Raw genomic sequence first — 15,910 nt, 5'->3', positions numbered from 1 at the left:
TCATGATGATTTCATAGCAGATAGTATTAAACTATTTTGAGCGGTGTGGTTTTAAACTTTTTAATGTTCAGGAATAAGCCCCGATGTTCTATCATGCCATCGCTTAGTAACTGCCATAGCAGTTCCGCACCGTAAACGGCTAAAGCTGTATTGATATATAAATCCTGTTTTCTGAGGGCTTCGGCCTGGGAGCAACTCGGCTCATCTTTGTCGTCCACTTCCTCTAACAAGTCCTTAAATTCATCGGTTACCTTTGGCAGGCTGGCTACTGGCCTGAAGCGTTCCGATTCGGGTTGTTTGATTTCATCGAGGGTAGATAATACCAATTGCCCTGTAAAACGGCTGTTGCCCAAGTCCATCCAGTAGAAAGGCTTGGCGCGGTCGTTACGGCTGTCCCTGCAAACCTTTCTCAATGCGCCAGCAATATCAAATCTTGCGCTTGCAGTATCTACGCAGGTAATATAAATATTTGCTTTGCCTGTATTGGGTAAAAGGTGCAGGGTCTTGGTGCTGAAACGTTCGGGTACGGCTTTCCAGTTTGTGCCATTAAAACGGTTAATACGGTTTATCAGGATTACAGATTTAAAATGCCCGATTTCTGTCGGGGCAAACATTTGCCTGCCCCTGTTCGCTTCGGTAATTATATCATCATCAAAGAGATTAACCTGCAATCCGGGTTTACCGAACGCCAGTAAGGAAATGTGCATCCTGACTAGTTCGGTGAGCATACGGTGTCCCGTCCCGCCTGCCCCTATCAGGTTAACGGTTATGGGGTTTGTTGGGTCAAGCAAGGTGGTATCCGTAAAGTGTATGGCGGGTAAAGTTTTCATTTTAGCAGGTCTTTAATTGTTGATTTAATCGGGTTCAATTTTTCTAAGGGAAAGGGTTCATCGGTGTTCACCAATTTTTGCCAAAGCTGTACGATGTTGCCCTTTACAGGGCTTGCGCCACCGAGCGAATGGCTGAAAAAGCTGTTGAAAAAGTAAATCTGCCATAGGCGCATAAATTCTTCCAGTCCGCAATCCTTTGGAATTTGGATGCTGACGTTACCGAGGCAAACCTTGCCGTCCCCGTAAATATTAAAATAGGGAGCCTGGCTCAAAGTGGTGGTAAGAGTTAACGGTTCATCACTATTCAGCGCATAGACGTACAGGGCATTACGCTGGGCTTTCCATACCATCGGCGGTACATAGGCTTCACCGTTGGGGATGGATAAACCGTCTTTAAATAACAGCCTTACTTTTTGGGTCGGGGTATGCCATAAGGCGTAGGCGTTGCGCCCCCGGTTGATATACAATACATTTTTGGGCATTAATCCGATGGGGTCTAAAAAGCTGGTCTGCAAATCTTCGGAAGTATCTAAGGCTTTGGCTAATGTGATACTTTCCTGCACGGTCAAAGGGTGGGCATTGATGGGCTTACCCTGCTGATCCATGTCAAATGCTTCCACGTAAATACTTTTCTTTTCGCTGTTCCTGTAAATTAACAGGGCTTTTAACGGTTCGTATAAATGCCCGAACTGTTGGGTTATATTCTCTCTCATGGTAATTCAAATAAAATATTGCAGAGGTCTGTTATCAATTCAAAAAGGCGGTGTTCAAATTCAAGCGTTCCTTTTTCGGTGGTAGAGCCATCAAATACCTGTACTTTGGTGGGTAAAAGCATTTCAGCGAAATTCCCTAAGTAATCATTGATTTGACGTTCGATGGTTTCATATACCCATCCCTTGCTATCCCCTATAAAGGAAATATAGGTTTCAGGGATGGCAACTTCATCCCAATCTTCGGCTTCTTCAATATGCTGAAAAACAGAACTGTTCGGAAATTCAAGATATAGGGCTAAAGCTTCTTTAGCCACCAATAAACATTCTTCGTCAAAAGCATTTCGGGGTTTGAACTGGTCAATGGTTCGGGCAAAATTATCCAAGTGGTAACGGTTATGAATTTTGCGTTGCATGATGTCCCCGCATACATCATTCCTGATAATGTCGGATATATCTTCCTCGTAGTCATCGGGCGATTCATTCAGGCATTCTAAAAAACACTGCTTGTTCGCTTCGTATTCATCGTACATAAAATTGCCCTCGTCCCTGTAATACGGGATGCCTGCTTCCCTGTATAAATAGGACAAGACGGCAAGCAGTAACGTACCGCTTGCTTTGTTTTCCTTACGCCGTAAAAAGCGAAAAAGCGGGATAACAGGGATATAATAAAGCGTGTTACCCACCTCGTAAACCTGTTTGGTGGCTAAAGCAATTGTATTGTCTAATTCGCTTCGGATGATAAACAATTCGGTATCGTAGGGCAACCTGTTCAGCTTTTTACAAATATCCCTATGGGTTAAAAGGATGTTATAGGGATAGGGTAAATGCACTGTATCTAAGGGTTGTAAACCATGAACTTTGCACAGGTCGGCAACCGATTTAAAATAAGCAGTTTCCGCAGTTTCCTTTGTAGGGAGTTTGGTTTGCTTTTGACAAAGAGGCATAAAGCTGTGGTTTAAAAAACCATTGGAACATGAGGCAAGGGGGCTGATTTTACCCTGTCCTTTAGTACCGCCTGCGTGTCGGGCAATTCGTTGAGGCTTTCTGCGAATTTTCCTAATTGATGGTATAGTTTGCATTGTCTTTTTGATTTAGGCAGGCTGATAAAGCCTGCCTTTGATTTATCTTTCATAGTTATCCCTTTGTTCCTAATGTGGTGACAAACTGGTATTCGGCTTTGTCATTCTTAAACTCAGGCCCGACTATTTTGGCAGTGGTGAGTATGGCATAGAGGGTGCTGTAAAAATCGCATACCTCATCGGGGCTAAGGTTTATATCGGGGTCGGTCAGGGTGATTTCCTGCCCGTTCTCCTTATGGATAAAAACCCGTGGTAATAAGTCGCTAAACATAATCTTGTCGTTTTAGAGGTTAGAATAATTTGATTTGGGCTAACTGTTCCTTTTTGCGGTTGAGTTCGGTTCGTAGGTTTTTGAGCTCCGTTTCCTTTTCGGGGTAATCCTCAGCGGTTGGTAAAAGTTCTATGGCTTCTTCGTATTTACAATCTGCCTGTAACTCGCCTATGGTTTTCAGGGTCGCATCGTATGCCTTTTTCTTTTCAGCTTTCGGGTCGGGCATTTCATAATCGGGGCTTTTTCCGCTCGTGGTGGCTGTTTGTTTGGTGGTGGATGCTTTGGATAAGTTTTTTGCCTTATCCAATCCCTTGCGGTAATCTTCCATGTTATGAAAAACCCCGGCTGTTTCCTGTACGGGTTTGGTGATGGTGTCAAAAAAGCAATTATCCATTTCCTCAGCTGTCCCGCTGATAATAAAGGGCGGTACGACTTTGGCAGCTTGTGTGCCGTTGTTATGGATGTTAAACAAGCCTGTTATTTTGACGTTGCCGTTTTCGTCTGTGCTAATCCCTATTCTCCAAATGCCGGGAACGTTAAGGTTTGCTATATTTTGAAAAAAGTTAGTGGTCATGATTTTTAAGATTAATGTGTTTTTCTTTTTGTTAATTGCTCCAGATAGTTTGCAGACCTGCCATCTGCGGTAAACAGGTATTCCATGTTTAGAATGCTTTCCTTTATGGCGGTATCACTGCATAGAAAATCGTATTGTTTTTCAAGGGTGGTGTAGAGATAGCGGTTTAGTGCTTCGGCAATTTTGCGTAGCCATTCTTCGAGTTTATCCAGTTCCTCAAAAACGTTATCGTGTTCCCTGCCGTCCTCATTGACTACGTAAATACCTAAGTCAACTACTACGCCGTAATACTGTGACCTGCTGATAATCTGCGGTTCATTGGGTAGTATATCCTTTGCCAATAGCGGTAATACCCTGCGGTCAATATCGGGCGCGGTAAATGGAAATTCCTGTAGGGGTGCATAGTCTTTCCAGGACTGGTTTTCTATGGCGGTTATCAGTTTAAGTATATCCACTTTAGCCGAAAACCCGCTACCGTCCCCCTGTGAATAAAAGCCCCTGAATTTGATTTTGTCTTTGATAACGGCAATGCCTATCCGGGAACACAGTTCTATAAAATCCTCAAATTCATCGTACCACCAATCAAAGTTTACGTTCAAATCCCGGTGCGTGGTGAGTGCTTTTCCTTTGGCTTCCTTGTCCAGTTCGTTAAAGCTATATAGTTTCAATGTTATTTGTTTCATGGCTTCGGATTTTAGTTGTCTTTAAGTATGATTAATGAATTGCCACGAATGGTATAAATGAATGCGCCGTTGGATAGCAGGCTTCTTTGTCGTAACTCTGTACCCTCGTCATCCCATTTAAAGTCGGGCAAGCTGTTTGCTTTTTGAATTAGGGCTTGATTAGAATAGCCTTTAAACATATCCTTTACGGTTTGATTTTGGATTTTTTCAAGGTATGCGATATACCTGCGGGTGAGGTTTTCCCCTTTGCGAAAGACACCTGTTTTAAAAAAATACAGTTCATCGTAAAATGCTACGGTTTGCTTTGGCAAATCAATTTCATAGCGGTAGTCGGCATTTATCCGTTGGTCGTTCATGGTGCAATGTTCGTTCAGCAATGCCAGTTCATGTTCAGCATTGGAAAATGATAAAAGCGGTATGATTAAGTTTTCAACGATGTAGCCCTGTTCGGGTGTGCTGCTACTGTCGGCGACACAAATGAGTTTTTCGCCGTTGCTGAGTGTGATATATAAGTTTGAACGTGTCATAATTTGATGATTTAATAAGGGGGATTGCTCCCCCGTTTGGATTAGTTAAGGATTAATGCATTTGCGCCAATGGCTGAAAAATTACGGCACAGGTCGAATGTGGTTTGCGCCCTTTGTTTGGCTGTACCCTCGATGATGGATTTGAATTTGGCTTCATCGTCCTTGTAATTGCGGACATTTTGAAAGTAGCCCGTAACGGCATTGTATGCGCCAAATACAGTTCCTGCGGTGGTTTCCATTTGTTGGGTCGGACTGCTTAAAGCATATTCGTACACCTTATCTACCATGTTGGTATAGGTGGTTGACAGTTCATCGTCCTTACCAGCTTCGAGGTTTTTTAGCACTTCCCTGTTAGGGGCCATTGCAATTTGTATCAGCTTTTTCACTTCCTTATCGGTGATGCGTACCTGTGACCATTGGTTAAACAGCCCTTGCAGTTCTGCGCCCAAATTGGAACTGATACCCATTAGGGTATGGGCTTGTTTAAGGCGGTCGTTTGCCGAGGCAGTATGGCGTATTTTAATGGCATTGCTATGATTGCGCATAGCTGCATTTAGCGTGTTGCGACAAACGACACGCACGGGGGTAAATGCTGCGGTGATACTGCCGAAACCATCGTGCGAAGTGGTGAGCATTAAATATTGTTCGATAAAATCGTCCTTGCCTACACGGATGTAGCCGGGCAGTTTGGCGGTAATAAAAATGCGCTCGCCTTTGCCTAAAGCCCCTGCGGTTTCGTATAGGATACCATCCCCGCCACCTACGATAGCATCGAAAAATTCAAATGCGTTGATGTTCTGTACGATTTCGTAGTCTTTGCCCACTACCCCTAACACCTGTTCGGTATCGGTGCGGATGGTAGCGAAGTAGTTAGGCACTTCGATTTCGGGTATCAATAAATCCGTTTCAGGGTCGCCTGTATGGTTCTCGCTGTCATAGGTAAATAAAGGGCGTTTTTCTACGGTGTAGTCAAGCCCTGCGAATTTTATCGCCTCTGCGCTTGTTGGGTATTGCTCTACTATTTTGCCTAACCCGTGCCATGCTTTTTCTTTTACGCTGAAAAAACTGTATGATTGAGTTGCGTTGTTGAAATTTAAGTCGTGTGCCATGTTATTAAAATTTGATGGTTAAAAATTTGGATGGTTGGAATTAAAATGGGAGGTCGTCTTCATCGGGCTGGTTGCCTGCGCCTGCTGTTACCTTTTTTTTGGTTTTGGTATCTGTTGCCTGTTCGCTTTTGGCGGTCAGGGAAAACAGCTTGATGGTGTCGCAGGTGCAATTCAGCCTCGCCTTTATGCCATCGCTTTTGCTTTGGTAGCCCTGCGCTTCCATCCATCCCGAAATTTCCACTACTGCACCTTTGATGAGGTATTCGGCAATACCTGAATTGCGCCAGTAAGCGCAGTCAACGAATGCGGTTTTTTCCTTTTTTTCTCCCGCTTTGTTTTTCCATTTTTGGTTAATGGCTACGGTAAAATTGATTACCTGTTTGTCCCCTTTTACCGCTTTAACTTCTGCTTTTGCGGTTAATCTTCCTGTGAATAACATAATTTTTAAAATTTTTAATGAATAATTATTTGCGTTGCTTTTCCTTTCGCCGCCTTGCCCTGATTGATTATTTTTAAAAGAAAAAGGGAAAAAAGAAAGCAAATCGTAAAGCCCGGCAACCGGGCAAGAGGAAACGGAATAAGTCCCGAAGGGTGAAAAGCGAGGATACGAGCTTTTCATTATGCCGTAGTCTCTTGCGAACCCAACGACAACACCGGGCTTGATTTTAGCTGCGCTTTTTACCCGTTTCGACTAAAAATATTCATTGATTAAATAAAAAAATGCCATTGGAGCCGAAGGCGATAACGACCTCAGCCGGTAAAGAAAACTTACCTTTGCCGGTAGAAATAATGTGATTTATCCAGGCGGATATTTGTAAATTGAACCTAATTAATTATGGAACGTACTCAAACAACCGGTAGCGGTATTACCGAAGTAATCAATATGAGCGAGGACAAGAATTTAAGGGCCTGGGCCGATAAGTTTGATGTAACCAAAGCTAAATTGAAAGCGGCTGTTAATGCGGTGGGTAACTCTCCAAAGGATGTGGAATCCTATCTCAAAAAGAATAGCAGGAAGTAACCCTGCGACGTATAGCCCGTTTTTATTCAAACGTATAATTCTTAAAATACGGAGATAGGACAAATGTAGCTTGACCCGGCGAATGAAATGAAGCGTGGTCAACAAATGCTGTTCCTATTGCCGTTTTTTATTCTGCCCGTTGCATAAGCTCTTGCACAAAGTAAAAGTGCTTATGTATTAAATGCACCATGGATAGCAGCGGCATCCTGCGAAGCAGATACAGCGAATAGCCGGGCCCGAAGGGGGTGCCATAATTGGAGCGGAAATTGAAGTTGACGGGTAGCAAACAATACAGGCAATACTTATATTTACCATAACAAAGGATAATTACCTTAAAAAAAAGAGATGGGATTATTTTCATTTTTTCTGAAGCTATTCAAGTTTAAACCCGGCTGGAACGGAACACCGGAAATGTTCCTGGCGATGGTGATGGAAATGCAGTCGCAAAATAATAAGGAGTTTTCTGTTCGGGAAGTACTGCAATGGGGAGAAGTAATGCAAAAAGTAATCAATGTAAGCCTTGCGCCTTATAAAGATTTTGCTGACCTGGTACAAAATGGCGAACCTGACTTTACTCTGGTTGAAAAATTGAAGGGTAAAATGGAAGAAGTTAATCACCGGAGGGATTTAAAGAAAGCAATCTACGGGGAGCAGGTTGACTTAGGCGATGATGACGTAATGAAAAGTGGATCACCCGGTGCTGTTTTCGCCAGGAATATGGTGAAAGATTTGTCGAAACACGTTAGGTTTTCTGACGAGGAGCAAAAAACTATAGAAAAACTTTAGTCGAATCTTCTTGTAAACGCCGATTCGAAAGTTGCGAACTTTTAATCCTAAATGGTATATTTTTCTTAGGATTAACATTAAGAATCTCTAATCGAATATTGCGACAGCGTCAATTTGTAATGACCAAGTTCATGACTGATTGTGAAACCGGACATGCTATTAAAATCCTTTATTGTAACGGCTCATTATCGGATATTATCGGCTCATATCGGATCATTTTGTTTTAATTATTTTGTACCTTTGATTCATGAGTAACGTAAGCGTCCATACTTTAAACCTTGATTTAAATTGGGAATTAATCACCCTATTAAGCGAAATTGACCGGTTCGATGCAGCCTGGACTGCCATAGAGCGTAGGGAAGGCCAAAGTTTAAAAGAATTAAAGTCTATCGCAACTGTTAGAAGTGTGGGTGCATCAACAAGGATCGAAGGCTCTAAACTAAGCGATGCTGAGGTTGACGTGCTTTTAAAAAATATCGATATATCAAGACTACAGGAAAGAGACCAGCAGGAAGTGGTGGGTTATTTTGAAGTGCTGGATTTAATCGGTGAACATTATAGCAACATTCAGATTTCAGAAAATGGATTGAAAAACCTGCACAATCAATTGATGCGGTATAGTGAAAAAGATCAATGGCATAAAGGGGATTACAAGCAAGCCAGCAATGCGGTTCAAGCCAACATGCCGGATGGAACAACGCAAATCATTTTCCAAACTGCGGAACCCGGCTTTGCCACAGAGGAAGCAATGCGTGCATTAGTGGAATGGCATGATAAAGATAATACTGCGCATCCATTAATTAAATGCGCTTTATTCAGCTACGAGTTTGTAACGATACATCCCTTCCAGGATGGCAACGGGCGTTTAAGCCGGTTATTGGCAACATTGTTATTGCGTAAATATGGCTACGAGTGGATTCAATATGTAAGTTTAGAACACGAGATCGAAAGCCAAAAAACAGAATATTACCGTGTACTTAGAAGCTGCCAGGCACAACGGCCCGGCGAAGATATAACGCCTTGGGTACTATTTTTCCTGAATTCTTTAAAGAATATACAGACTTCCTTGTTGACCAAATTAAGCACTCATGGAGTGGAAAGAAGCATTACCAAAAGAGACGCAGCCGTATTGGTTATTATTGAAAGTAATCCCGGCATTAAATCGAGCGAGATCGCTAAGAAACTGGATATTTCCAGCCCAACCATGAAACGAATATTGGCTGAGTTAGTTGAAAAGAAATTGATTGAAAAACAGGGTGCAGGGCCGGGAACGAATTATAATATTTTATAAAACTATTAGCTCATTATCGGGTATTATCGGCTCATACCGGCTCATTTGACTATGATATGTATACAATAAGAGCATCATTTTCCGATGCATACAATAAGATTCTTGAAGACATAAAGCTTCAAATTTTAAAAGAGCCTGATTCCACCATTATCGGAACGACTACAGAAGAATTAGCGGATTACTACTATTCAAATAAACACTACGATCCCGTAAAAATAGATCTGGAAAGAACTGAAACACTTGAACAAAAAAATGAGGTAAGGATTATACGGGCTGACCAGCGCGAAGACTCTTACCGGGATGAAGGTGACCTGCCTTACGAATATGAATCGATCCATGTTACCATTCCTATAGTGCATAATGCCCATCTTTCTGCTTTGTTAAATATGCGGCCATCAACGTTTTCATTGGGTGGAAGTACAAAAGCAGTAAATTGGAAACGAAATACCGCTGAGTTTACTATCGACATAAAAGGATATGCCTTTAACCGGGACGACACTTGGGTTATTAACGAGGTGCAAAGGTTAAAGCAATATGTTTACAATCACATCCATATCATTGAAACTGAAGTTACAACTGAAAATGCGATGTTATTGCAGAAAATCAAGGGGTTAATAGAGGGCCGAAAAACCAAGCTAACGGCCGATAAAGAAAAATATAATTCGCTGTTTAAACAAATAGGCATCCCGATAAAAAAGAAAGACGACGACGTTGTTAAACGTATTCAATTGGATACGCAACCCCTCGTGCAGAAAGTAAAACCGAACCCCACCCAGCCCGAAAATTATAGCATAAAAAGAGAGGATGTACTGGCCATTATACACATCCTCGACAACCAGGGAAGCCAGTTTGAGAAAACGCCCGCATCGTTTGAGAATAGCGGTGAAAATGATTTTCGTAATATCTTACTGGTCGGACTGAACACCGTCTTTCAAGGTAAAGCAACAGGTGAGACGTTTAACGCCAAAGGCAAATCTGATATTTATCTAAATATTGCCAAAGGGAATATCCTGGTGTGCGAATGCAAAATATGGGGCGGGCAGAAATTATACGGAGAAACTATTGATCAGTTATTAGGCTACCTAACCTGGCGGGAGAACTACGGTATCATGATTACTTTTGTAAAAAACAAAAGCCTGACTAACGTATTAACAGAAGCGGATACTGCCATCAATGCACATCCATCTTATCGTAAAGGCTTTCAAAAAATTTCTGCCAGTCATTTCCTGTCCCATCATGTTTTGCCATCAGATGAGTTTAAGTTTGTGGAATTACACCACCTATTTTATAATATATAAAAATAGCCATAGCATGGCGCTATAGCTATTTAAGAATTGTTAATAATTCAATTACCTGGATTTCTTAACGGTTTGCACGTAGGTCGTTTTAGGACTACTTTTGACCTGTTGATTAGAAACAAATTTACCGGTAACGGCACTTTTATTTACTTTCACTGTTATTTTGCTCATCTTATATACCTCCTTTCCGTATTTTTAATTACTTTATGATAAAAAGCTAAAGAATGATTTCAGCCTTTTCAACTTCCATCCGGATTTAACAACAGGCTGTGTTACAATCACCTCCACTGGTTTGATTGCTGTATCATCGGCGTAAAAATTGCCCTTGCGTTTTTTGTCCCGTTTTCTACCATCATTGATTTGCTGTTCACTCCAGCGCCCTGCAAATCTGATCTGATTTTTTACTATCCAGTAATGTGATTGGCAGTCGAAATTCCAATTTCCGATAGAGGGGCTTAATGATATGCTATCGCCATAAAAGCGCAATTCCCAATCCGTAGGAGAAAAAGGCGTGATCACTTTATTACCGCAGCCGCACACACATTTGTGTACGGCCAGTCGGTATTTCATGGAGATATAAATAACACCTTCCTCCTGTTGTTCAGGCATATACTGCACAAACTCATGCCTTAGTTTCTTCATTGATGATCTCTCCTACATTTAAAGAATAAGTTGAATGGTATTCATGGCGCAAATCCTGGTAAAACCCAACCATTTTCTTCCACTTGATCACTGCTGAAATGGCATTAAATGCGTTTAATTCTGCAATTTGCACATTGGTCGTGTAATCGTTATCGTCCGTATCTTCGGTTGAGATTCTGTTGGCTAAATGTTCATTTTTTTCAGGTGTTCCTACAGTCGTCCTTGTCATACCTGTCAATTTATCACCGATCACCCTTACACCCATGCCCACATCAATAAACGGAATATTCATCGCCAGCAGGATTTGAATGATCGCATTTCTCACACTATTTTTGTCAACGCAAATGAATACAAACGACAAGCCTATGAGCAGGTGTTTATTCTCCTCCGTAATGTAAACGGCGTGCGGCTTAATTCCCTTGTGCATTTTTGAATATAAAGCTTCGAAATAATCGACTTTTTTCATTCTGGCCTGCAAATCATCTGCCGATGCCGCGCCCGGCATTCGAAAAGCATTATGCACCTTTAGGTCATCGCCATCAAACGGATGTATCTCTGCCACACAGGTCTTCGCCATAAAATCCAGAATGTACGAACCGGTGCCACCGAGGCCTATAATCCCGATCTTTTGTGTTTTAAACTTAGCGTTTAACTGCATGATGTTTGCCCGGCTTGAGTTGGTATCATAATACTGAAAGACACTATTCTCCTCATCATCGCTCATCGGTTTGTAAGTACGCGCTGTAGCTGTCGGCTCAATGGCCCTGGCCGCTACGGAGATCAACGAGATGTAACGCGAGAACTTATCATAAAAGTTAGCGTAATTGCCACTTTTGGGCTTGCTTGACAGGTAAAAGTTCCCGATGATTTTTTCTGTCAAGGGTTTATTCTGTATCGCAAGATTAATTATTTCGGACATCGATTCACCCGTTAGATGGCAAGGCTGTTCACCTACAAAAAAAGCCGTGTGGTCTTTCGGCTTATCTGCAAGAGTTGGTGTAATTAAGGTAATATCCGTGATCAGTTTACCATATTTCACTTCCTTCTTGCTATTTACATAAGGTATGTGGTGGATACATACGTATCCACCAATTATTTCAATTTCATACCCCTCATCCCTGAGTTGCTTCAAATCAGGGTTAAGACTTATCAGTTGCTGTTGCATTGAATATCATTTCATTAATTACAAAAACAATCTGACTCTTAGCTAATTCCCCTTTAGGGTTTTGCGGTGGCCCATCAAAGTACGTAATAGTATAGGCCTTTTCCCCGGTGGAGGGGTCATCCTGCTTAGCCAAAATCACCACCTGGTCATAAGAGATGGTTTTCTCTTTCCATTTTTTAGGTTGCCCATTAACAATCAGCGTAACCTCGAACGGTTGCGCTTTTGATATAAAACTCTCTTTGCCCGGCAACGCCAAATCGACCTCCCTATCGTCAGTGATGAGTTCATTATGATAAGGCGGCGGAACTTGCAAAAATATCTCATCCGCCGCTGCAATTTTACCCAAGACGCGAATTTGCTTGCCGGAAATATATTGTTCGTACCAGGTAAAGGGTTCGCTATTGATGGTAAATTTAAGCTTGTCTTTGACAAAGAATTGCTCTATATCCTTACGGGCAAGATCAACTTCTTTTTCATTACCGATCAATTCAGGCTCATAACCCGCTTGCACTGCTAAGTACAAATTAACTGCCAGTGGGATACTGGCCAGTTCTTTTAACTGAGCCCCCGTCAGGTACTGATGGAAGGTTTCAAACTCTTTACCCTCTATAAAAAATTGCAAAGCTTGCGCTAATTTTGGGGTAAGCGCTCCCCCTTTATTTTCATTTGACATGATAATATTATTAAAATTTAAAAAGTGAATAAGGCCCTACATATCATTTTTGTAGCGCAGGCTGGTATTACCAGGAAATGAAAATTGCTTTTTTACTTTTTTTTAATTTTAAATTCAACCATACACGCTCAAATAGGCATTTTTATGCCTTATTCGGTTGAAAACACTCAGAGGATTTGCAGAATTGCGAAAAAGAAGGTAAGTTTGAAGTGCAAGAACATTCTTACCTTAAGTCAAGAGCCTGTAAAGCTTTGGTCTTAATCGAATTAACAAAGTCATGGTAATTTCTGCCGTGGCTTTTTTTTATATAATTTGCTTTACTAAGTCTACATCTATCGTTTCTCCCATCATTCTGATTTCGTTTACTAAAATTTCAATAAGCCATCCTTTATTAATAGCCCTGATTTTAAAATCGTGTGCTGCCGTCTCCCTGAGCAGATCATCCTGGCTTAACAGCTTGTAGCCAGTTTGCTGCGCTAATACAAGTGCAGTTACTGTTTTAACAATAAACTGCGGTTTGTAAAAATGATGAAGCCGGTCTACTTCGCCCATCTGGCTTTCATCCAGGGTCACAACTTTAAGCAAGCCGGCGTCAACCATCTTTTGCGCCGTCAACTTATCGTTATTGATTGCTAATATCTTATGCTTATAACAGATGTCCGTAATGTGAAATGCTAATTCATCACTGTTAAAATATTTAAGTAGCCCTGACCTGTAAAAAGTTGCGGCCAGTTGAATCTCTGTTATAACGATATTGTTCATCTTAAAACTCTACTTGTTGTTTATAAATTTGCCTAAATTCAGCTTCATCCCAGCCTGAAAGTTTAGCGGCCTTATCAAATCCTATTTTCTTTTCACTTAGGCAACGGTAAAGCATTTGCAGGAATTTCTGAGGTTCTTCCGTACCATTATACTGCCCATATGCAGCGTCAGGATAATCCGCGGTAAGCCATTTTTGATAGGATTCGTAAGTAATTAATTTTGTTACCCTGGCTCTGACCATTATCGCTTTAATAGAAATACCATAGATTTCCTTTATCCGTCGTAATTCCGGCATGGAGATAGCCGTCCTATTTTTGCCAAACTCCTGTTCCAATATTTCAGCAGGTAATAATACAGCACCAGCAAAAGCATCGCAAATACGTTCAATATCATCCATATCCAGGCTCTCTTGAATTTCTAACAGTAAATGCCCGAGTTCATGCAGGATCGTAAATCTAACCCTTGCCAAATCTTGCTGCCTGGCATTAAGAATAATAACAGGCACTCTTTTTTCTTCTGCCCACCCGGACAAGCCCTCATGGCTGTAGTGGAAACCAAAATCAATTTTTAAGATCCTGATTCCTTTTTTCTCCAGAAAGCCGGAAATATTATAGATCGGTTCCTCTCCAAGTTTCCATTTTTTCCGTAGCTGCTTCGCGGCTTTTTCCGCTTCAAACGTATTGTTGATAATGATGTCTTCCAGCGGATTTTGAAACGCAACCAGTTCTTTGGCGATACGTTCCAATTCCAGATAATCATTCAATCGGGCGCTGGCAAGTTCTTCAACTTTACTTCTTTGAGCAGGGCTTAACAGCATACCCTCCCTGTAATTAACATTGTGCAGGTTAAATGCTACGTTCGCATCATTGTAAAAATAGTCAATGTCTTTTTCTAAGGCATCGGCTATGGATAATTGCATACTGCTGTCGGGCCTCCTCAATCCACTTTCGTAGTGACTGATCGCCTGCTTAGAGCAATTTGCCATAGATGCCAGTTCTTCCATTGATAGACCTCTTAGCAGTCTTGCGCGCGTGAGGTTGGTGGCAAATGTTTGTTCCATTGGTTTTCTTTCTGTTTCGGTGTAGACAAATATACAAAAACTGTTTTTTGTAAACAACTATTTTCATAAATTTATTTTCCTTACTCGGATAAGTAGTTTACGCTAAAATGAAAAAGACTTAACACTAACAGATAAAATATTATAAAAGGAACCGAAAACTAAATAAATTAGCCTTCTTTTAAAACCTCTATAAAGTAATCAATTGTAATATAAGGAAATAGCAATTTGAAGACATTTTCATCTATACGTGAATTACTATTGGTGCTAAGCCGGGAACAAAAGCTCATCACGGAAATATTTGAGAAGCGCAAAGTCTTGTCCTATAAATATGACGATGCCTTAGAAGTGTTGGATTACAATGAGGATAAACTTCGGCTATTGCTTGAATTCGCGGTGCTTAGAGAAAATGGAGCTTATTTGGAGCTTGATGATCAGTTCCTTCAGTTTTTTGAACAGATATTAGAAGTAAATGAAGAAATAAATGTTTCCTACATCACGGAGAATCTTCAAACGATAAAGCAAAACATCATTTATTACCTGAAGGAAAATAGTGAAAGCCGGAAGTATAATTATCTAAGGCAGGTTAAAAGTGCCTTAAGAAAAACAGGGATCATTGCCATAAGAAATGTCGTTGACCTGAAACGTAATATCGACAATACTTTTAAGAATGAACCGAATTATAAAATAAAGAAGGCCAAACTGGAGCACCTTGACATTAAGCGAAATGACATTGCAACCCTCGTTACATTAACTGATAACCTGGTGGCTGGTGATGAGGAGCAAACTTTTTTCAAAACCGCTTCAGATGAAGAATTGCAAAGGATCATTAATGCGTTGCGGGGGCAGCTTAATTTTTGCCGCCATAATTTAATTGACATACAAAAGCAAATTATAGAGTTTTTGAACCGCTTAAAATATCAAAGCGGATTGCTGGAAAAAATCAGACAATTAAAATATTTAAAAGACCAATTCGAATTAAAAAGCAAGACGAACATCGTCAAACTTTTGTTGACAGACCATGCACTGGTTTATGAGCCTAATCCAGCCTACTCCCTGAAGCTTTCTTTAGACCAGTTGCAAAGCGATGATGAAGCACTCGATGCCATTAAAAAAGTTGTGAGCAGAAACAAGACCGGCAACCGTTCTGTCATTCAGCTTTCTGATAATAATTTATCAGACTATTTGCAACTTGATATTGAAGAGGTGGAACAAATAAATCTTGAGGCGGTTAAAAATAGTTTCCTTGCCGGAAGTAACAACCTGTTCGATTTTCTACAGACCTACGATTTTGGCAAACCGGTATCCTTTGAGGAATGCCTTACCATTTATTGCCAGCTTATTTCGCAATATGACCTGCAGTTCAGGTTGACCGGGGACTATCAAACCCGGCAGAACACAGAATATTTATTGATTTATCCGTTATAAC

General features: G+C 41.0%; 20 protein-coding genes. 5 read left to right on the top strand and 15 right to left on the bottom strand.

Going from position 1 to position 15,910, the window contains the following annotated elements; translation table 11 throughout:
* Positions 1–26: 26 nt before the first annotated feature.
* Genes I5M19_RS12020 through I5M19_RS11975 form a run of 10 tightly spaced genes read right to left on the bottom strand, consistent with a single transcriptional unit; the run spans position 27 to position 6,405 of the window.
* Positions 27–830 carry a PRTRC system ThiF family protein gene (locus I5M19_RS12020; RefSeq protein WP_200066572.1) on the bottom strand — a complete coding sequence of 268 codons (804 nt, stop codon included), beginning with the start codon at positions 828–830 and terminating at the stop codon, positions 27–29.
* Positions 827–1,543 (bottom strand): PRTRC system protein B, encoded by a 717-nt coding sequence (locus tag I5M19_RS12015; RefSeq protein ID WP_200066571.1) that lies wholly within the window; start codon positions 1,541–1,543, stop codon positions 827–829. Before I5M19_RS12015 ends, I5M19_RS12020 begins: the two co-directional genes overlap by 4 nt.
* Positions 1,540–2,487 (bottom strand): hypothetical protein, encoded by a 948-nt coding sequence (locus I5M19_RS12010; protein ID WP_200066570.1) that lies wholly within the window; start codon positions 2,485–2,487, stop codon positions 1,540–1,542. The genes I5M19_RS12015 and I5M19_RS12010 overlap by 4 nt, the downstream gene beginning before the upstream one ends.
* Positions 2,488–2,498: 11 nt before the next feature.
* The gene (locus tag I5M19_RS12005) at positions 2,499–2,675 is read right to left on the bottom strand and encodes a hypothetical protein (RefSeq protein WP_200066569.1); all 177 of its coding nucleotides are present in this window, start codon (positions 2,673–2,675) and stop codon (positions 2,499–2,501) included.
* Between the two features lie 2 nt (positions 2,676–2,677).
* Complete coding sequence (locus I5M19_RS12000; protein ID WP_091169425.1) at positions 2,678–2,893, bottom strand: PRTRC system protein C; 216 nt, start codon at positions 2,891–2,893, stop codon at positions 2,678–2,680.
* Between the two features lie 19 nt (positions 2,894–2,912).
* Positions 2,913–3,467: a PRTRC system protein E gene (locus tag I5M19_RS11995; RefSeq protein WP_200066568.1), complete on the bottom strand. Its 555-nt coding sequence runs from the start codon at positions 3,465–3,467 to the stop codon at positions 2,913–2,915.
* Positions 3,468–3,478: 11 nt separating this feature from the next.
* Positions 3,479–4,150 (bottom strand): hypothetical protein, encoded by a 672-nt coding sequence (locus I5M19_RS11990; RefSeq protein ID WP_200066567.1) that lies wholly within the window; start codon positions 4,148–4,150, stop codon positions 3,479–3,481.
* 11 nt (positions 4,151–4,161) lie between these two features.
* Positions 4,162–4,677 carry a hypothetical protein gene (locus tag I5M19_RS11985; protein WP_200066566.1) on the bottom strand — a complete coding sequence of 172 codons (516 nt, stop codon included), beginning with the start codon at positions 4,675–4,677 and terminating at the stop codon, positions 4,162–4,164.
* Between the two features lie 41 nt (positions 4,678–4,718).
* On the bottom strand, positions 4,719–5,786 hold the full coding sequence (locus I5M19_RS11980) for a DUF932 domain-containing protein (protein WP_200066565.1): 1,068 nt from the start codon (positions 5,784–5,786) through the stop codon (positions 4,719–4,721).
* Positions 5,787–5,826: 40 nt separating this feature from the next.
* On the bottom strand, positions 5,827–6,405 hold the full coding sequence (locus I5M19_RS11975) for a single-stranded DNA-binding protein (protein WP_200066564.1): 579 nt from the start codon (positions 6,403–6,405) through the stop codon (positions 5,827–5,829).
* 216 nt (positions 6,406–6,621) lie between these two features.
* On the opposite strand from I5M19_RS11975, the gene I5M19_RS11970 reads away from it, so the two are divergent.
* The 4 genes from I5M19_RS11970 to I5M19_RS11955 all read left to right on the top strand — a co-directional run bounded on the left by I5M19_RS11970 (position 6,622) and on the right by I5M19_RS11955 (position 10,182).
* Positions 6,622–6,807, top strand: coding sequence for a DUF3606 domain-containing protein (locus I5M19_RS11970; RefSeq protein WP_200066563.1), 186 nt, complete (start codon positions 6,622–6,624; stop codon positions 6,805–6,807).
* Between the two features lie 345 nt (positions 6,808–7,152).
* Complete coding sequence (locus tag I5M19_RS11965) at positions 7,153–7,593, top strand: hypothetical protein (protein ID WP_200066562.1); 441 nt, start codon at positions 7,153–7,155, stop codon at positions 7,591–7,593.
* Between the two features lie 247 nt (positions 7,594–7,840).
* Positions 7,841–8,884, top strand: a complete 1,044-nt coding sequence (locus I5M19_RS11960) for a Fic family protein (protein ID WP_200066561.1) — start codon at positions 7,841–7,843, stop codon at positions 8,882–8,884.
* 56 nt (positions 8,885–8,940) lie between these two features.
* Positions 8,941–10,182, top strand: coding sequence for a hypothetical protein (locus I5M19_RS11955; protein WP_200066560.1), 1,242 nt, complete (start codon positions 8,941–8,943; stop codon positions 10,180–10,182).
* 204 nt (positions 10,183–10,386) lie between these two features.
* Here I5M19_RS11955 and I5M19_RS11950 read toward each other — a convergent pair whose 3' ends face one another.
* The 5 genes from I5M19_RS11950 to I5M19_RS11930 form a co-directional block, all read right to left on the bottom strand.
* The gene (locus tag I5M19_RS11950; RefSeq protein ID WP_200066559.1) at positions 10,387–10,824 is read right to left on the bottom strand and encodes a DUF6527 family protein; all 438 of its coding nucleotides are present in this window, start codon (positions 10,822–10,824) and stop codon (positions 10,387–10,389) included.
* On the bottom strand, positions 10,805–11,989 hold the full coding sequence (locus I5M19_RS11945) for a ThiF family adenylyltransferase (RefSeq protein WP_200066558.1): 1,185 nt from the start codon (positions 11,987–11,989) through the stop codon (positions 10,805–10,807). The genes I5M19_RS11950 and I5M19_RS11945 overlap by 20 nt, the downstream gene beginning before the upstream one ends.
* On the bottom strand, positions 11,964–12,662 hold the full coding sequence (locus I5M19_RS11940; RefSeq protein ID WP_200066557.1) for a multiubiquitin domain-containing protein: 699 nt from the start codon (positions 12,660–12,662) through the stop codon (positions 11,964–11,966). The genes I5M19_RS11945 and I5M19_RS11940 overlap by 26 nt, the downstream gene beginning before the upstream one ends.
* Positions 12,663–12,965: 303 nt before the next feature.
* Positions 12,966–13,424: a hypothetical protein gene (locus I5M19_RS11935; RefSeq protein ID WP_200066556.1), complete on the bottom strand. Its 459-nt coding sequence runs from the start codon at positions 13,422–13,424 to the stop codon at positions 12,966–12,968.
* Position 13,425: 1 nt separating this feature from the next.
* Positions 13,426–14,484 carry an ImmA/IrrE family metallo-endopeptidase gene (locus tag I5M19_RS11930; RefSeq protein WP_200066555.1) on the bottom strand — a complete coding sequence of 353 codons (1,059 nt, stop codon included), beginning with the start codon at positions 14,482–14,484 and terminating at the stop codon, positions 13,426–13,428.
* A gap of 225 nt (positions 14,485–14,709) precedes the next feature.
* Between I5M19_RS11930 and I5M19_RS11925 the strand changes: the two genes are divergently transcribed.
* Positions 14,710–15,909, top strand: a complete 1,200-nt coding sequence (locus I5M19_RS11925) for a hypothetical protein (protein WP_235985832.1) — start codon at positions 14,710–14,712, stop codon at positions 15,907–15,909.
* Position 15,910 lies beyond the last annotated feature (1 nt).

The organism is Mucilaginibacter segetis (assembly GCF_016522075.1).
Classification (GTDB): domain Bacteria; phylum Bacteroidota; class Bacteroidia; order Sphingobacteriales; family Sphingobacteriaceae; genus Mucilaginibacter; species Mucilaginibacter segetis.
The sequence above is the reverse complement of the archived record's forward strand: the minus strand, read 5'-3'. Positions and strand labels throughout refer to the sequence as shown.